The 16616-nt window shown below is 63.2% G+C and carries 14 protein-coding genes; 6 read left to right on the top strand and 8 right to left on the bottom strand.

The window, feature by feature from the left end:
• Window positions 1–6: 6 nt before the first annotated feature.
• Window positions 7–297, bottom strand: coding sequence for a co-chaperone GroES (gene groES, locus P0D84_RS16660; RefSeq protein WP_007178996.1), 291 nt, complete (start codon window positions 295–297; stop codon window positions 7–9).
• Between the two features lie 546 nt (window positions 298–843).
• Here groES and P0D84_RS16665 point away from each other — a divergent pair.
• Window positions 844–1437: a hypothetical protein gene (locus tag P0D84_RS16665; RefSeq protein WP_408338099.1), complete on the top strand. Its 594-nt coding sequence runs from the start codon at window positions 844–846 to the stop codon at window positions 1435–1437.
• Between the two features lie 80 nt (window positions 1438–1517).
• Window positions 1518–2534: a hypothetical protein gene (locus tag P0D84_RS16670; protein WP_408338101.1), complete on the top strand. Its 1017-nt coding sequence runs from the start codon at window positions 1518–1520 to the stop codon at window positions 2532–2534.
• Between the two features lie 48 nt (window positions 2535–2582).
• On the opposite strand, the gene P0D84_RS16675 is transcribed toward P0D84_RS16670, so the two are convergent.
• Entirely contained in the window at window positions 2583–3662 is a 1080-nt protein-coding gene (locus tag P0D84_RS16675; protein ID WP_408338103.1) for a glycosyltransferase, read from the bottom strand.
• Window positions 3662–4915, bottom strand: a complete 1254-nt coding sequence (locus P0D84_RS16680) for an oligosaccharide flippase family protein (protein ID WP_408338105.1) — start codon at window positions 4913–4915, stop codon at window positions 3662–3664. Before P0D84_RS16680 ends, P0D84_RS16675 begins: the two co-directional genes overlap by 1 nt.
• Before the next feature lie 350 nt (window positions 4916–5265).
• Here P0D84_RS16680 and P0D84_RS16685 point away from each other — a divergent pair, with 350 nt between their 5' ends.
• Window positions 5266–6456 carry a glycosyltransferase gene (locus P0D84_RS16685; RefSeq protein WP_408338107.1) on the top strand — a complete coding sequence of 397 codons (1191 nt, stop codon included), beginning with the start codon at window positions 5266–5268 and terminating at the stop codon, window positions 6454–6456.
• A 66-nt stretch (window positions 6457–6522) separates the two neighbouring features.
• On the opposite strand, the gene P0D84_RS16690 is transcribed toward P0D84_RS16685, so the two are convergent.
• Window positions 6523–7671 (bottom strand): acyltransferase family protein, encoded by a 1149-nt coding sequence (locus P0D84_RS16690; RefSeq protein ID WP_408338109.1) that lies wholly within the window; start codon window positions 7669–7671, stop codon window positions 6523–6525.
• A gap of 282 nt (window positions 7672–7953) precedes the next feature.
• Between P0D84_RS16690 and P0D84_RS16695 the strand changes: the two genes are divergently transcribed.
• On the top strand, window positions 7954–9447 hold the full coding sequence (locus P0D84_RS16695; protein ID WP_408338111.1) for an O-antigen ligase family protein: 1494 nt from the start codon (window positions 7954–7956) through the stop codon (window positions 9445–9447).
• Window positions 9444–10694: a glycosyltransferase gene (locus P0D84_RS16700; RefSeq protein ID WP_408338113.1), complete on the top strand. Its 1251-nt coding sequence runs from the start codon at window positions 9444–9446 to the stop codon at window positions 10692–10694. The genes P0D84_RS16695 and P0D84_RS16700 overlap by 4 nt, the downstream gene beginning before the upstream one ends.
• Window positions 10695–10733: 39 nt before the next feature.
• Here the strand turns inward: P0D84_RS16700 and P0D84_RS16705 are convergent, their stop codons facing one another.
• Together P0D84_RS16705 and P0D84_RS16710 are read right to left on the bottom strand one after the other, a co-directional pair.
• Window positions 10734–12476, bottom strand: coding sequence for an FAD-dependent oxidoreductase (locus tag P0D84_RS16705; protein ID WP_408338115.1), 1743 nt, complete (start codon window positions 12474–12476; stop codon window positions 10734–10736).
• A 212-nt stretch (window positions 12477–12688) separates the two neighbouring features.
• Complete coding sequence (locus P0D84_RS16710; protein WP_408338117.1) at window positions 12689–13309, bottom strand: DapH/DapD/GlmU-related protein; 621 nt, start codon at window positions 13307–13309, stop codon at window positions 12689–12691.
• Between the two features lie 176 nt (window positions 13310–13485).
• Between P0D84_RS16710 and P0D84_RS16715 the strand changes: the two genes are divergently transcribed.
• On the top strand, window positions 13486–13989 hold the full coding sequence (locus P0D84_RS16715) for a hypothetical protein (RefSeq protein ID WP_408338119.1): 504 nt from the start codon (window positions 13486–13488) through the stop codon (window positions 13987–13989).
• Between the two features lie 31 nt (window positions 13990–14020).
• On the opposite strand, the gene P0D84_RS16720 is transcribed toward P0D84_RS16715, so the two are convergent.
• Both P0D84_RS16720 and P0D84_RS16725 read right to left on the bottom strand, forming a co-directional pair.
• Window positions 14021–15358, bottom strand: a complete 1338-nt coding sequence (locus P0D84_RS16720; RefSeq protein WP_408338121.1) for a glycosyltransferase WbuB — start codon at window positions 15356–15358, stop codon at window positions 14021–14023.
• 59 nt (window positions 15359–15417) lie between these two features.
• Window positions 15418–16560: a glycosyltransferase family 4 protein gene (locus P0D84_RS16725; RefSeq protein ID WP_408338123.1), complete on the bottom strand. Its 1143-nt coding sequence runs from the start codon at window positions 16558–16560 to the stop codon at window positions 15418–15420.
• Window positions 16561–16616: the final 56 nt, after the last annotated feature.

Below are 16616 nucleotides of genomic sequence, written 5' to 3' on the forward strand. Positions count from 1 at the left end.
TTGCGCTTACTTCTGCACCACGGCCATGATGTCTTCTTCGCGCATTACCAGCAGTTCGTTGCCGTCGACCTTGACGGTCTGGCCTGCGTACTTGCCGAACAGGACGCGGTCACCAACTTTCACGTCGAGCGCGATTTGTGCACCCTTGTCGTCACGCTTGCCCGGACCGACTGCCAGAATTTCGCCTTGATCCGGCTTTTCTGCTGCGGCTTCGGGGATCACGATGCCCGACGCAGTCTTGGTTTCTTGATCCAGACGTTTGACGATCACGCGATCATGCAAAGGACGAAGGTTCATACATACTCCTCTCTTGATTGAGACTGAAGAACGCTGAGAAAACCCGGCTGGCTGAGCCAGCCGGCGATGTTGTTAGCACTCTCGTGCAGCGAGTGCTAATTATATGGACGGGTGGTGACAAATTCAAGAAGGGATCCCGCTTTGGACGACAAGATCGGTCCAACTTTCCGTTTTCAGCCACGGCCGATCTCCTTTTTTGCCACTCGACCGCAGGCGACAGCTCCCCTCAGAACACGGCAAGCAATTGAATCTCATCGAAAAACCGGGAAGCGGGGCGCCGAAGCCCGGCGCGCGGCGTCCAGGGAATTCCCCTACGCTATCATCCCGTTTCACACTCTTTCATGTTGGGATGTCTTGATTCGACTGCAGGATGGCGTTTTCGCGCGCTATACGGCGCCTTCTGCAGACAATGGCTGGTGTTACGCTCAGGAAAGCAGCCTTCGCGGCATTGAGCCGCCGTTCAGCGGCAAAATCAGCAGCCACGAGAACATACCGCGAAGCGCGATTGCCGGCGAACGGCGAAACATCGCTGCGGGAGCGACTGCGATGCGAATCAGAACATATACGGCGTTGACGTTATGGGTTTTTAGCAGTGCTGCTTTCGCATGGCAGCCGCTCACCTATCCGATCCGAAGTCAAAGCGCTTATCAGCGCAGCATCGACACCGCGATGTGCTACGCCGCGGCCAATAAGCAGACCAAGGTCAACATGGCGCACGAATCGCAGCTTCCGCCGCGCAAACCCGCAGCGGTCAAGACTTCGTCGACAGGCACGCCTTCGCGGCCGCCCTTGCCCCCCAGCAGTTTTTCAGCGACCCCGCCGGGCGCAAGCATGCCCGCCGCCGCAGCCGCGCCTGCTGCCAGCGGGGCCGGCGTGAACACGACAACGGCTACCACCGCCGCGGCGACGAAAACAGCCAGTTCGACCACGGCAAAGACAACGACCGCGGCCGCCACGCCGGCATCGGCGGCGATCACGGAAAACGGCGCCTCGGAGACAGCCACAGCCAGCGCGGCACAGACGGCCGCGGCATCCGGCGTGAAGCTGCCGCCGCTGCCGGCGCCCGAACCGCCAATGACACAGTACTGGGCCGCGTATGGCGCGTGCATGCAAGCGCGGGGTTACGTCGTCACACAGTAATCCCGCTTGCAAGCTTCGTTGCCGTGCCTTGTTTTTCTTGATTGTGGCGTCGGCATTCGACGCCCGTTTGCGAAATGGCAATGCTTAGCGACGTTACTTCCGATCAGCATGATTATTCCCAATGCGAGCACTGCGGTGCGCCGCTAGCCGGCCGCTTTACGCCGTGCACCGAGTGCAATGCGCGTCCGGTCGGTTCGCTCGGCGTGCGCCACGCACCGCCCTCCCCGCTGAACGTGCCGCTCGCCGACCCCCAGCCGATGCTGCCCACGCGGCTGATGACACCGCGAATCTGGCGCCCGTCCTCGAGAGACCTGATCGATCCGTACGCCGTTGCTGAAGAGCCGCAAGTCGCCGTCTCCGTCTTGCAGCGATTGCGCCAGCCCGTGGCGCTCAGCGTGTCGGCGCTGGTCGTGGCATCCGCCGTGTACCTGGGCTTCCTGCACAACAATGACTCCGTCGACGGCACGCCGATCGCGGTGTCCGGCAAAGTTAAAACCCAGAACGTCAAGCCGCCGGTAGCCGTCGCTCAGCGGCCTTCGCCGGTAGCCGTCGCCCAGCGGCCCACGCCTGTCTTTGCCGCTCAAAAGCCCGTGCGATCCCCGCCCATCCCGCCACCGGCCGCGCCGCTGCCGGCTGCACGGCGCACGGTAACCGCATCGGCCGAGGCGAAGCACAACCCGGGCGGCCAGACCAACCCCGTGTCCAATAAACTGCGCGCAGATGCCTCGAAGCAGATCAGATCTGCCCGCGCCAATCTGCAGCAGAACAATCTGTCGGCGACGAAAGCGCGCCTGGCGGCGGCCATCGCGGCTCAACCGGATAGCGCCGACGCGCAGGCCATGCGCGCTACCGTGGCCGAGCGGGAACAGCAACGGGACGCTCTGCTGAGCGTGGCACGCGGTTGCAGCTATGTCGGACGATGGGCGTGCGTCTGGCACAAAGCCGGCGATGCGTTGCAGGTCGATTCGAGCAGCAAGGAGGCCCAGAGCCTCGTGTCGCTCGCGATGCGCGAGACCGAACTGGCGAGCGCGTGGCAGCCGGCGCCCACGGCCGAGACGACACCCGACGAACGCAGCCTCGCCATCAGCCATCATTGAACGAACTGACGTGCCACCGCACAAGCGGAAGGCACAGGCCGGGGTGAACTAAGGGGCCGGCACGGCCAGACGACTGCTGACCTGATGCGCGATCGCCCGATAGCGGGCCGCCGTATCCCTCAGCGTCAGGCCGACCAGCGAGCGTTGCGCCCGCTCCTGCCCCAACGCCGCGACAACGGCATCCGCATAGCACCGCACCTCGTCCGTATCGACCAGCTGCACGCCGGGAAATCCGCTCGCGAATGCAAACGACTGAATCTTGCTTGCCACGATCGGGATCCCGGAAGCCAGCGCTTCGAGAAACGCCACGCTATGCGCCTCGGAGCGCGAAGGCATGACGAACACGTTCGACTCCGACAGCACGCTCGCCACATCGGTGCGTGGACCGGCCACCACGACACGGTCCGCGAGTCCCAACTCCCGCACGAGGTCGATGACCGCGCGCTGGTAATCCGGATCCTCGACCACGCCGTACAGCATGAGGCGTGCGTCTGTCACCCGTTCGATCACCTCGCGGAACGCCCGCACGGTCAAAAGCTGGTTCTTCACCGCCGCATAGCGCCCGATCTGCACGACCTGGGGCGCCCGGCCGCTACGCCCGGCGCCGTCGGTGAACGCGAAGCGTCCGAGGTCGACGCCGTTGGGCACCACGGTCATCGAAGGATGCGGCCCGATCGCCTGCACGTAGTCGGTCAGGCCCTGCTGCGATACGCCGATCACCACCCGGGCGCGTCCCGACAGGATATGCTCGACGCGCCGGAACAGCGGCCGCTCGAAGTCGTTGGTCGCCGAATGCATGACGTAGACGACCGGCACGCGCAGCGGCAACGCGCGCGCATAAAACGAAGGAATCGTGGCGTGCGCGAAAATCACGTCCGGCTGAAACCGCCGCACCGCGCGAAACAGATTCCACAATTTTCCGGCGAGGTGGCGGCGCCGCTTCGGAAACCAGCACCGCACGCCGTGCTGCCGCAGATCGTCCTGCAAAGGCAGGAATTCGGCATGCGCGGGCAACAGCGAGGCCACACACACAGCCATGCCCTCGGCGCTTTGATCGATAGCGAGATCCTTCGCCAGGACTTCGGCGCCCGACAAACGGGGCGCCAGAATCAGATGTAGAACTCGCATCACGGCGTCCTTGCAGTCAGCGTCCTGAACAGCATCCACGCCGCGGCGCAGCCGAGGCCAAGGGTCATGGACCAGGCAATGCCCGTCACGCCCCACCAATGAACCGCGACAGGCGCGCTGACCAGCAGCACGACGACCTGAATCAGCGAGGCATGCACGGTCGCCTTCGCGTCACCTACCGCGCGCAGATAAGCCACCAGCACGGCGATCAACGCGCCGATCGCCATATTGATCACCAGAATTCTGAAGAGCGGCACCGCGGGCAGCCAGGCGGCGCCGAGAATCAGTGAGAAGAGCGGCTCGGCGATCAGCCTCAGCACCTCGACGAACGCCGCCAGCCCAATCGCGATCACGAGAAGATAAATCTTGATGAGCCGCGAGGCCGCCTGGGGATTCCGGCGATGACGCGCCGCAAAGGTGGGGAAGAGATATTGCGACATGGCGATCGCGGCGTCGGCGAGCAGCATCTGCGCGAGCCGCGAGGACATCTGATAGCTACCCAGTTGCGCCGGGCCGAGCAGCTTGCCAACCACCACCTTGTCGAACTGGTTGAGCAACAGATTGATCACGCTGCTAGCCCAGATCCAGCGGCTGAAACCCACGTAGTGACCGATGCCCGACCACACGGCGCGGATCGGCGGACGCGGCTTCATCGTCGCCCAGGTGAGGGTGCTTTTCAGGCTTTCGCCGGCGACGAGGCCGATCAGCACCGAGGCCGCACCGGCGCCCAGGTAGGCGCATCCGAGCCCGATCGAACAATCGACAAATGCCGCCCCCACCTCGACGCCGGCAATATGCTGGAAGCGCCGCTCGCGCTGCACGAGGTAGTAAGTGGGCGAGCCCAGACCGCGCAACAACGGCAGCAGTGCCGCAAGCTGAATCAGCACCAGTGAACCGTTCAGATGAAACTGGCTGCTCAACAATGGCGCGAGCGCGACCAGCAGCAATGAGATGAGCACGCCGCGCGCGGTCAGCGTCGTCCACACCGCGCCGAGTTGCGAGCGCGTCGGCGGATGTTCGCCCTGAATGACTGCTTGCGCGAGACCGGTGTCCGAGAGCGCCTCGGCAATCGCCACCGCGAGCAAAGCCACGCTCACGCTGCCGATCGCCGCCGGCCCGAGCATCCGGCCAATCGCCAGAAATTTGACCGCTATGAGTCCACGCACGGCGAACTGCTGCAATAGCACCCACGTCGCGGCACTCGCGCCAAAGCTGGAAGCTATAGAGAGCGGCGGAAGCCTGATCGCCCGCAAGCTGTATCTCCGTCGAATCGGCACGCCGTTGAATCGGCTGCTCGCAGCGATTCAATGCATCGCTGCGAAACGCCGCCGGCGCATAAATAGTTAGGTTGCACCAGCAAGCTGGCGAGGTTTTCATCGAACGCTATCTACGACCTTACCGCGAGAGAATCGGCGACAACCGCCATCAGCTAGGCCGGTTCAGCCGAACCGGTTACGCGCTGGTACGTTTACACACAGAACGAGTCAAATAGACGAATCCACTCGCGCCCGCGATGCTAACGTTGTTCAGCCAGCGCCTCTCGGCAGGCCGCGTCAACGCTGCTTCTTCACGACGCAATCGACCACGGAAGACCACTGAATCGATGGAACAAGACTTCGTCCTGATTGTGGAGCCCAACCTCACCGGTCATCGCTGGCGTTATGTCGAGTGGACCATGCAGGCCTGCACGGAGGCCGGCTATCCGTGCATCCTCGCGACCGAATCCGGCAACGAAGATCACCGGCTTGCCAGACAGATCGTGGCCGCCAATCGCGCCGATCTGCAGATTGCGTTCGTCGATCCCCAGGAGCGGCCTCGCGGCCTGCTGGGCCAGTCCAACCAGTACTCGCGCTTTCATCGCTATTTCAAGCGCGTGCATCGGGTGGTCAGCCATGCGCAGCCGATCAGGCTGGTGGTCGTGCCCTATGTCGATTATTTCTTTTATGCGCTACCGTTTCTCGGCTCGCCGTTCCGCAAGACACCGTGGATCGGCATCACGATGCGCTCGACTTTCCATCATCACAAGGTCGGCATCAAGTCGCCCGACCGGCCGATCGTCAATGCGATCAAGGCGCAGCTGTTCAAACGCGCGATCCGTTCCCCAGGTTTGCGTACGCTTCTGACGATTGACCCAACGCTGCCGGAATGGTCGGCGCGCAACGCCTCGAAGAGCAGCGCGGCCGTCGCCTATGTGGCGGACCCGTTTCCGGACGAGCGGGCGGAAAATCCCGTTCTGGCTCGCGAGCGGCTCGGACTGGACCCCGACCAGCGCTATCTGCTGGTGTACGGCGCAATCAGCGAACGCAAGGGGATTTATGAACTGGTCCATGCATTGACGCGCCTGGAGCATGCGCCCACGTTGATCGTCGCGGGCGAGCAGGACGCGGGCACGCGCCATTTCATGCGCAACCATGTACGCAGCCTCACACCCGCGCCGCTGATACTCGACTCGTTCATTGCGAACGACGTCGAACGCGATCTGTTCTCCGCCTGTGACGCGGTCTGGCTCGGCTACAAGGGACACTATGGAATGAGCGGTGTGCTCGTGCAGGCGTACCGCTTCGGCAAGCCCGTGATTGCAACGGAAGACGGCCTGATCGGCTGGTTCAGCCGGCGCTGCGAACTGGGACCGATTCTGAGCGACCTCAGTTCCGCTTCGATCGGCCGTGCGATCACTGAAACCATGACGTCGTGGCCACACGCGCCGCAAACCGTTCCGTCCGCACGCGAGGATCTGCTGTCCCGGCATACGCTCGGGCAATTCAAGCAGACCTTGCTTCAACAGATGGCGTGATCATCCGGCAACACGCGCGGTGGGCCGGCCGGCCGTCAGCCGATCCCGCCGCGTGCTCAGGCGTGATCAGGACAACTGGCCGCCGGCGACAGGCACTTCTTCGCGCAACGAACTGTTGCGCTTTGCCGGGAACAGCGCGTTGCGCATCAGCAGGAACGGATACTCGATCGCGCGCGTAGTGACATAGCCGATCGCAATTGCGAAAGCGAACTGCGCGGCGAGCGCCACAATCCAGATTACGCTCGGCGCAAGACCCATGGCGGTCGCCTTGCGGATCAGCATGTCGCCAGGCGCGAGCGCCAGCGAATGCCATAGGTAGATGCCGTACGAATAGAGGCCGATCCAGGCAATCCCGCGATACGCCCACGACCTCTTGAGCGATCCCGAATACTCCAGCACGAACACGATCAACGCGGCGAAACCGATCGCCTGAATCGTATAGCCGATGCTTTCGTCGAGCGCGATGTTTTTCGTCGCAAACGCGAGCCACGCGCACAGCATCACGATGCTGGCGATCAGCAGCCACTTGCGCTTCGCGATCTGGTGATAGACGCCCGGTTTCATCCAGTAGATCGCGGACAGAATCACGCCGACCAGCAAACTGTCGATGCGGTATTGCGTGTACGCGAATGCCCCTTCCAGGTTGCCGCCCGCCACCGCGAAGCAGCGCGCGGTGAGCACCACCGCACAGATCCCGGTGAGCACGCCGACAATCGTCCACGCGCCGAGACGCCAGCGCGCGAACAGCAACAACAGCGCCGGCAACACGAGATAAAAGTGTTCTTCGACCGCGAGACTCCAGGTCTGGGTAATCGAGGTGCCCAGATAATTCTGCAGGTGGGTCAGGTTCTGGAACAGAAATGTATTCCACGGATGCCGCCCGGCCAGCACATGGAAAGCGATCAGCACGTAATACGCGGGCCAGATGCGGAAGATCCGCCGGATGATAAAACGCTTGGCGTCGACATTACCTTTTTCGGCGTACTGTCGAAGCAGCAGGCCGCCAACCAGAAAGCCACTCAGCGTGAAGAACAGATTCACGCCTTCGCGCCCGAAACTCTTCAGGGGATATTCGATGATCTGAATCAGGAAATTGCCGGTATGAACGGCATGAAAGTGAAAGCCCATCACCATGATAATGGCGATGCCGCGCACGAAATCGAGCTCGATGGCCCGGCCGGCTGTTACGGGTCCCGTCCCGCCGAAAAACTTCATGTTGTTCTCCCCTATTACCATTCCCGGGCGCGTGTCCCTTTTTGCATCTTCGGTGGCGGCACGCGTGCGTGCGCGCCAACATCAAGGCATTGACCGACAACATCACCCAGTGTGCGCGCGTCTTGCAGGGGGCGCCCTTGCCGCTGTCGCCAGAACCCAGGCAATCGGCGACGAAACCGGCCAGGCAGAAGGGCCGGGCGCGGATATTCCCGCACAATGACCCGATGCGAGACCGTCCGCTATAGACCGACGGCGGATCGACAGCGCGGGGAGGAATCAGCAATGCGCCATCAGTATGCGACCCTCTGGATATGGTTTTTTCTGTTACCACTTGCCCTGGACTATAAAGCGCCCGACGCCAACGTAGGTCACTTCGTCCAGTTTATCTTCGTGATCCCGGTGATCGCCGCCGGACTCGCCCTCGTACTGATCGCGCCACGCTTTCACAACGGCTCGCGGCTGCGCTCGGTCATTACCTTCAGCATGCTGCTGTGCGTACTCGGCAGCGTCGTCGCCCAGTTTGTTCAGGATAACGACACCGGCAACTATCTGCGCGTTCTCCTGCCGTTCCTGCTGTTTCTGCTCGGTTACCTCGTGGCCTGCCGTCCGTGGAGCGGATACAGAATCTCGCAGTTCGAGAAAGCCCTGTTCGTCGCCAACGTGATCAGTCTCGTGTTCACCTTCGTCTATGGCATCGCCACGAGCGGCAATCTCGAGGATGCGCGCTTTCGCATCATCTCCGTGACGTTGCTGGGGCTGCAAGCCGTGCTGCTGCACGAGTTCGTTGTTGCCAGGCGCTTTTCATTTTTCAACATCGCGGTATTCGCCTTGAGCGTGATCGTCGAGTTGCTGAGTGTGACGCGCAGTTTGCTGATCGGTACGGTTTTGCTGTTCCTGCTTGCGATGGCGCTGAGCGCACCGTCGATCCAGCTCATCTGGCGCACGGCCGCCCGCGGCGTGATGACCGCCGCGGTGCTGGCCGGCGTGATCGGCATCGTGGCCGTGAGCTTTCCGGCCGTCACCGAGCACTGGACGCAGCGTATTTTCGCGTCCGAGGAAACCGTCACCGGCAAGGATCCCACTACCGTCACCCGTCTCGCCGAGATGCGCGATCAGTATGACCAGGTGACGGCGTCGCCCGAAACGCTGCTGTTTGGCGAAGGCTATGGGCACTATTACCGCTATTCTCCCGTCTACCTGCCGGACCTTGCCGGCCAGATCAGCGAGAAAGACTTTTACGCGATCAACGAATGGCCGGCGGGTCACAATTTCTGGGTCTATCAGTTCTTCGCGGGCGGACTGCTGTTCGGCGTCGCCATGCCTTTGGCAACCCTGGCCGCGCTGGCCATCTGCTTTTTCTCCTACCGCTACTGGCGTGTGGTGGTTCCCGACGCGCCCATGCTTCCGGTACTAGGCCGCGCCATCATGTTGTTTGCCGCGTTGCCGGCCACCTCGATCGGCGGCAATCCACTCGGGCCGCGCTTCTCCGGCCTGATATTCGGCATCGCCCTTGGCTTGATGATCGCCACGCATGCGCGCTTGCAGCGTGCGCTGCCGGCGCGCGCCAGGCGCGCACCCAAGCCCCCGCACGTACGCCCGGCCGCCATGCCTGAATTGCCGGGCAGAATCCAGCCCGGCATGGGCCGTGCCGATCTCGCAAGAACGCTCGGCGTGTCGCGCCCGGCAAGCAGCGCGCCCGGCTCCCGCCAGTTCGGCGCCCTCGTGCCGCACACCACGACGACGCGAAGCACCAATCGACCGAATATCGTCCGATGAAAATTCTCCATCTGCTTGCCAGTGTCGATCCACGCGCCGGCGGCCCGGTTGAAGGCGTGCGCCGCAGCGGCGTGGCGATGCAGGACGCCGGGCACGAAATCGAAGTGGCCACCTGCGATGCGCCCGGCGACGCCTACCTCGCGGCCTTTCCGTTTCCGGTCCACGCGTTCGGGCCCGTCAACAGCCGCTTCAGCTACAGCGCGCAACTCGCGCCGTGGCTCGTCGCCAACGCGAAGCGGTTCGACGCGGTCATCGTGCACGGCTTGTGGCAATACCACGGCTTCGCGGCATGGAAAGCGCTGCGCCAAAGCAGCGTGCCTTACTACGTATACGTGCATGGCATGCTCGACCCGTGGTTCAAACAGGCTTATCCGCTCAAGCATCTGAAGAAGTGGCTCTATTGGCCGTGGGCCGAATACCGCGTGCTGCGCGACGCACGCGCCGTCATCTTCACGACGGAGGAAGAACGCACACGCGCGCGTCAATCGTTCTGGCTGTACCGCGCGCATGAACGGATCGTGCCGTTCGGCACGAGCGTGCCGTCGCTTGAGGCCGAGCCCTTGCGTGAAGCATTCCTGCAGGCCGTGCCCGGTTTGCGCGGCAAGCGCATCGTGCTGTTTCTCGGCCGCGTCCACGCGAAGAAAGGTTGCGATCTATTGATCGATGCATTCGCGCGAGTCGCCGGCCGCGATCAATCGCTGCATCTCATGATCGCGGGTCCCGACGAGACCGGCTGGGTCGCCAACCTGCGCGGCCAGGCGCAGGCGGCCGGCATCGCGCATCGCATCAGCCTGCCGGGCATGCTGCAGGGCGATCTCAAGTGGGGCGCGTTTCATGCCAGCGACGTGTTCGTTCTGCCCTCGCATCAGGAGAACTTCGGCGTCGCGGTTGCCGAGGCGCTCGGCTGCGGACTGCCGGCGCTGATCTCGGACAAGGTCAACGTGTGGCGCGAGATCGAAGCCGACGGCGCGGGGATGGTTGCCGCCGATACGGTCGACGGGACGGAAAAGAATCTCGTGCGCTGGCTCGAGCTCGACGATACCGCACGCGCCGCGATGCGCGCGCAGGCGGCCCGCACTTTCGAAGCACGTTTTCGCGTCGAAACGATGGTGAGCGCGTTGACCGCTCTGCTGGAAACCAAAGGCAACACCGGCGATCCGCGTGAAAACACGCTCAGCACGCTGCGCGAGCTCACGCAGCCGGGCACGCAAGCGAGCCCGCAACCCAGCACACAACCGAGCCGGTGACAACGCGCCCGCCTGGCGCGCATCGTCACCGGCTGTTCTTCACTGCTCCTTCATCAACGGCGTCAAGGTCGAGGCTGCGATCGGCAGGGTTTCGCCTTGAGGCTGCTGTGTCTGAAGCGACATCGATGAACTATTGGCGGCCTCGTTCCGCGCGCTGCCGACGATATCCGGAACGTCGAGCTGCCGCACCAGATGACCCGCGAGGCGTAGCGCAAGCGCGGCGATCGTGATAGTCGGAAAGTTGGCGCCGACGGTGGGAAACACCGAGCTGCCCGCCACGTAGAAATTGCTCATCCCATGCACCTTGCAATCGCGATCCACCACGCCTTCGCGGGGTGAATCGTGCATGCGCGTGGTGCCCATGTGATGCCACGTGCCCTCCAGCTTCGCAGGCCAATGCCGGCCTTCGAGCGGCGCATCGAGTTCGACGTCCGCGATGCCGGCCATCTGCAACTCCTGCGCGAGCAATGCGAAGGTTTTGTCGAAGGTGCGCTTTACCTGTTCGCCGAGACGCCACTCCACCTTCACGCGCGGCATGCCGAAGCGGTCGTGCTTGTCCGTCGACAACATGACGCGGCTATCGGGATCGGGCACGGCTTCGACGATCGCCTGCAATGTCACGTCGGTGATCAGCGCCGGCCACTGCAAGAGCCGCGTCAAACCATACCCCACGGTGTGCAGCGGGTGCGCGATCATCGTCGCGATATCGGTCTTCACGCTGCGGCCCGGCTGATCCTTCTGCAGCACTGCTTCCTTGCAATGGATCAGCGCCTCGGACCCCGCGGTGCCTTCACCGTACCAGCGCGAATAGAGCCACACGCGCGAATTCAGCAACTTCTCGCGTTCCATCAACTCCTGCTTCGGCGCGAACTGCGAGGATATCTTGGTGCCGTGCGCCGAGACTGCGGCATTCTGATAGTGATACTTGATGTCATACAGCTTGTTGCGGGCATTGCCCGGACGAAAACGCACTTTTCCGCACATCATCCGCGGATGATCCATGAAGTAGCGGCCCACCAGATCGTTTGCATTGCCAAGGCCCGCCTTCTGCACGTTGTTCGAGGCAAGCAGGAGGCGCGCATTCTCGATGCCGCCGGTGGCCAGCACAAAAATCCGCGCGGTTACCGTCATCTTGCGCCCGCTGATGGTCGCCACCTGGAGCCGTGAAACCGAGGTTCCTTGAGCGTCGGCGTCGATATTCTGCACATTCGCGTACAGAAACACGCGCACCTGCGACGAGCGCGACAGCTCGTCGCGATAGGCCTTGCCAAAGCGCACAGGCGGGCTGAACTGCGCCACGGTATCGCGCATATCGCCGGTCGCGAGCGGTATGCGGCGCACGTCGTGGCGTCCGATTTCGCGCTCCCAGTATGCCGGGTCGAAAGTCTGCGGGCCGAGCTTCAGCAGTTCGTGCGTGCGCGCGTAGTACGGCGCCAGTTCTTCGAGGCAGAACGGCCAGCCGCTGTGCGCAATCCAGTCGCGCTTCTCGAAGTCCCACGGATCGAGCGGGCGGCACCAGCCACCCCAGCAGTTGCTGCTGCCGCCGAAGTAGCGGCTGCGCGAACCGTCCGCGAAAGTATAGGGAAGCCCGACGTTCTCGCCACGATAGAGGTCGCGGGTTTCGTCGTCCGGCCCGAACCCGCCGCTTTCGAGCACGCAGGTGTCGCCCCCCGCCCTCGACATCTCCAGCGCAAGCGTAATACCGGCGACCCCTCCGCCGATGATGCAGACCGTCGTTTCAATGACCGTATTGTGTTCAACAGTGCGAGTATCGATGAACATCCCTACTCCCGATCGTCTTCATGGAGTCTGAGTGCGTCCGGCTACTCATCCAGCCGGGGCTGGCAAGCAAACCACACACACGCCGTTACCAAACACTTCATCAGCGTCGATCGGGTCGCATCGACCGACCATCCCAATGCGGGCGCCGACATTCCGGCTTGACAACGACTGGCCTCCCCAGCGTATAAACGCTGCGGTTCTCTCTCTGTGCTTCAGGTCACGGAAGCGAAACGCTTCCGGATGAAACGGCATGGATTGCCGCCATACACGCCCTCTGCATCGAGCGACCGATGCACGACGGACAAAGGCGTCACCACGGCCGACCGGCCGATCGTCACACCCATCTGCACCACACATTTCGACGTGATCCAGACGCCGTCCTCGATGACGATCGGCGCAACGCGCAGATCCATCGTCGTCCTCATCTCGTGAGATCCGGCGCTCAGGAACGTACCTTGGGAAATGCACACATTCGATCCGATGCGGATCGATGCCTGGTTGTAGATCCAGACGTCGACGCCGAACCAGCAGTTATCGCCGACTTCCAGATTCCACGGCGACTTCACCCGCAAGGGATGCACGAAGCGGCAACCCGTGCCGATCTTCGCGCCGAACAGACGTAACAGCGCCACCCGAACCAACGAAAGCGGCAGCAGCTTGTTGTTGATGACGCACGCTTCAACGACAAACCAGATGAGCTCGACCAGGGCACTGCGCTTCGCGCGATAGTTTCCCTTTCCAGCCAGGCTGAGATCAATGACGCGGCCATCCTCGCGGACGCCTTCGAGTTCCGGCATGCGCCCGATCTGCGGATCGTCTGCGACGTTACCCATCAGCTTTCTCCTAACCACGAACGGCATTCCACATACCCATTCGCCCTGCTTACATTATGTTTCGACTCCTTACTGAAGCTGGCTTCATGGCCGTACAGGAAAGCGTTTTGGCGGCTCCGCGCGTGCTGGTTGGCGCACGATAGCTCTATTGCGACTGCATCTTCCTGGGAAATACGATGATCACCACGCTTCGGCATACAAGAACCTCGTTGTTGCTCGCGATCGCCACATGTGCCGCGTGTGCCGTGTGTGCCGCACCGGCGCTCGCGCAGAATGCGGCCCCCGCACCCGCTGCACCGGCGCTCGCCGCCACCGCTGGGACCAGCTACGGCACGCCCGCCCCGGCAGCGCGCGCCAAACCGGGCGATGCGCGTCGCAAAAGCGAAGCGCAACTGCTCGGCGCTCCGCGCGACTATGGTTCGCCAGACGCACAGCAAGGCAATACCGCCGACGCCCAGCAAGCCGCGCTGCTCGACGAACAACGCATGACGGTGTTGGGCGGCGCGCAGCCCGCGGTGCGCAACAAAGCGCCGGCTGCCGCCAACGGCAAAGTGCGCGTGGCCGGCCAGCCAGGCCGTCCGAATGCGGCCGACGGCTTGATGCCCGACGGCGCGGCGAAAGCCACGTACGCCGATCCGTACGCTCCGGGCAAGCACGCCGTCTACAAATCCCCGTGGTGATATCGCATTCATGAGATGGCCGCGTACCGGATCAATCCGGCGCGGCGTCCTCCGTTGTAGCCGGCTTGCGTTGCCGCCGCGCCGCAGCGGTTGAAGATCTTGCGGCACCGAAATACGGCTTCTCCACTTTCGCGCGCTTGCCACATGACTCCCGGGCCAGCAGCGCGAGCCGCTCTTCGAAGGTGCCAATCGTCGACTCCGGCGACAGTGCACGCTCCGCATAATTGCGTGCGGCCCTGCCGAGCGCCACGCGACGTTCGCGATCGCCCGCCAGCACCGTGAGCGCCGCCGCCAAAGCCTTGACGTTGTCTGGCGGCACGACCACGCCGCGCGGCGCCACCGCGTCGTGCAGACCCGTGCCGCGTCGCGCCATGGCGACCACGGCGCGCCCGCTTGCGAACATGCCGGTGAGCTTCGAAGGCATCACCAGATCCGCCGCATCGCCGCGTTGCGGCAGAACATGAATGTCGGCGAGATTGAGCAGTTCGTTTAGACGGTCCACCGGTTGCAGCGGCATGAAAACGCAGTTCGGCAGTCCCGCGCAGCGCTCTAGCAAACTCGCTTTCGCCGCACCGCTGCCGCAGAAAACAAAGGTGATATCGGCCCGCGTGGCAAGCGAGGCGGCCGCATCGGCGACCGTTTCGATGCCCTGTTTCGCGCCCATGTTGCCCGAGTACAGCACCACCTTCTGGTCAAGCGAAATCCCGAGCAAACGCCGGTATTCGCTCGCGCGTGCCAGCGGAAAGATGGTCGACACATCGACCCAGTTGGGCAGGCACACGACCCGCTCAGGCTCGACACCCTTGACCACCGCGCGCGCACTCATCTGCGGCGTAATCGACGACACGGTATCGAAGCGCCGCAGCAGCGTGCTTTCGATCCAGCGGGCCACGCGAGCCACCAGCGAGCTTTTCAGGAGACCCAGATCGAAAGCCGCATCGACTTCGAAGTCCTGAATGTGCAGCCAAGCACTCGCGCGCGCCATACGCGCGAGCAGCAGCATGGCAGGCGCGCACATCAGCGTCGGCGCAATCAGCATCGCCGTATCGGGACGCCACAGCGCGTGCCGCGCGAGCAACGGCAATGAAGCCACCGCGAAACTCGCCAGATGCAGCATCCGCTTCAGGCCGTTGGGACGCGAGGGCACCCACAGCGGCGCGCGCCAGATCCTCACGCCATCGCGTGTCTCGCGCTGATAGCGCCACGACACATAGTTCGCAGCCACGCGCCACTCCGGGTAATAGGGCGGCGCGCACACCACCCGAACCTCGTGGCCGCGGTTGGCCAGAAGCACCGCCATTTCCGCCGTGTACTTGCCCACTCCCGTCAGCTCAGGCGCGTAGTTGAGGCCGTAGATCAGAATCTTCATTGTGGCTGCCAGAACGAGTTAGAGCTTCGCTTCTTACGCGACGAAGGCCGTGAGGCGCGTCAGTCGCTCAGCATCAGCGCGCAGCCACGAGCGATATTGGCGGCGGCGGAAGGCGGATCGAAACGGCGAATCACATCCATGCAACGGCGCGCCGTGCCGCCGGCGTCGGCGAACGCTTCCATTGCCTTGAGCATCGTGCGTTGCAAGCCGGCGACATCGCCCGCCGTGAAGGCATAGCCGCTCACGCCGTCGATCACCAGCTCCGGCACACAGCCGCAGCTCTCGCTGACCACCGCGGGACAGCCATGCGCGAGCGCCTCGTTGACGACGAGTCCCCACGGCTCGCTATAGCTCGGCAGCACCATGCAGGTCGCACCGTAATATTCCTGAGTGAGGGGTTCGTCCTGCAAACTGCCGGCGAAGGTCACCGCCTCGCCCAGCTCGAGTTCAATCACTTTCGCGTGCAGCGCTTCCGCCATCGCCCCGGTGCCGACAATGCGCAACTTCGCCGCTGGAATACGCCGCCGCAAACCGGCGAAGGCCTCGATCAGCGTGCCGATGCCCTTCTCTTCCGAAAGACGGCCTACATAGAGAAACACCGGCGGATTGCCGGCGCGCGCCGCCACCCGCTCGACCAGCGCGCGCTCCGGCGAGAACGAGCCTGGCAAGGCGGCGGCCTGACACGGCACGAAAATCTTGTCGCGCTTGGCGCCAAGTGAAAGCAGATACTCGCGGCTGCGCTCGCCGAAACCGAAATAGCCGTCGCAGAGCGAGAAGAACACGCGTTTTGGAATCGAGGTCAGCAGCTTCTTGGGCCGGTCGCGCGCAGTGGAATCGCAGAACACCGCGCGCCGCTTGCCGGTCACGATGCACGCCGCCAGCATCGCCCAATATTCCGGACGGTGGTAGCCCGGCAGAACGATCAGATCCGATTTGGTCCGCAATACTTCCCAGGTGAGCCGCGCGATCATCTTCATCGTCGGCACATCTTCGTAGCACCCGTCGAACAGCTTCTGCATGGGATAGCGATGGTACGAATAGTCGACATCCGAAAAGCCGACACGATCGTGCTCGGTATCCGCAATCTGCACCATCGAGTAGCGAATCGCGCCGGACGCCGAAATGCTATGCAAAGCGGAGAACACGACACCCTTGTGGCGCGACCATACGACGTTGTGGAAGATCGTGACTGACGCTGTCATTTTTATGCCACTCCTCGAAAAATCGTCCCTGTGTGCGTTGCACGCTACTCGCGCGT

The organism is Paraburkholderia sp. RL17-337-BIB-A, from assembly GCF_046025895.1.
GTDB lineage: Bacteria > Pseudomonadota > Gammaproteobacteria > Burkholderiales > Burkholderiaceae > Paraburkholderia > Paraburkholderia fungorum_C.

Excerpts from the sequence above, each read along its gene's own strand:
- P0D84_RS16710 (WP_408338117.1), bottom strand. The coding sequence starts at position 13,309 with ATGGGTAACGTCGCAGACGATCCGCAGATCGGGCGCATGCCGGAACTC.
- P0D84_RS16675 (WP_408338103.1), bottom strand. The coding sequence starts at position 3,662 with ATGCGAGTTCTACATCTGATTCTGGCGCCCCGTTTGTCGGGCGCCGAA.
- P0D84_RS16665 (WP_408338099.1), top strand. The coding sequence starts at position 844 with ATGCGAATCAGAACATATACGGCGTTGACGTTATGGGTTTTTAGCAGT.
- P0D84_RS16725 (WP_408338123.1), bottom strand. The coding sequence starts at position 16,560 with ATGACAGCGTCAGTCACGATCTTCCACAACGTCGTATGGTCGCGCCAC.
- groES (WP_007178996.1), bottom strand. The coding sequence starts at position 297 with ATGAACCTTCGTCCTTTGCATGATCGCGTGATCGTCAAACGTCTGGAT.
- P0D84_RS16700 (WP_408338113.1), top strand. The coding sequence starts at position 9,444 with ATGAAAATTCTCCATCTGCTTGCCAGTGTCGATCCACGCGCCGGCGGC.
- P0D84_RS16720 (WP_408338121.1), bottom strand. The coding sequence starts at position 15,358 with ATGAAGATTCTGATCTACGGCCTCAACTACGCGCCTGAGCTGACGGGA.
- P0D84_RS16685 (WP_408338107.1), top strand. The coding sequence starts at position 5,266 with ATGGAACAAGACTTCGTCCTGATTGTGGAGCCCAACCTCACCGGTCAT.
- P0D84_RS16670 (WP_408338101.1), top strand. The coding sequence starts at position 1,518 with ATGCTTAGCGACGTTACTTCCGATCAGCATGATTATTCCCAATGCGAG.
- P0D84_RS16715 (WP_408338119.1), top strand. The coding sequence starts at position 13,486 with ATGATCACCACGCTTCGGCATACAAGAACCTCGTTGTTGCTCGCGATC.
- P0D84_RS16705 (WP_408338115.1), bottom strand. The coding sequence starts at position 12,476 with ATGTTCATCGATACTCGCACTGTTGAACACAATACGGTCATTGAAACG.
- P0D84_RS16695 (WP_408338111.1), top strand. The coding sequence starts at position 7,954 with ATGCGCCATCAGTATGCGACCCTCTGGATATGGTTTTTTCTGTTACCA.
- P0D84_RS16690 (WP_408338109.1), bottom strand. The coding sequence starts at position 7,671 with ATGAAGTTTTTCGGCGGGACGGGACCCGTAACAGCCGGCCGGGCCATC.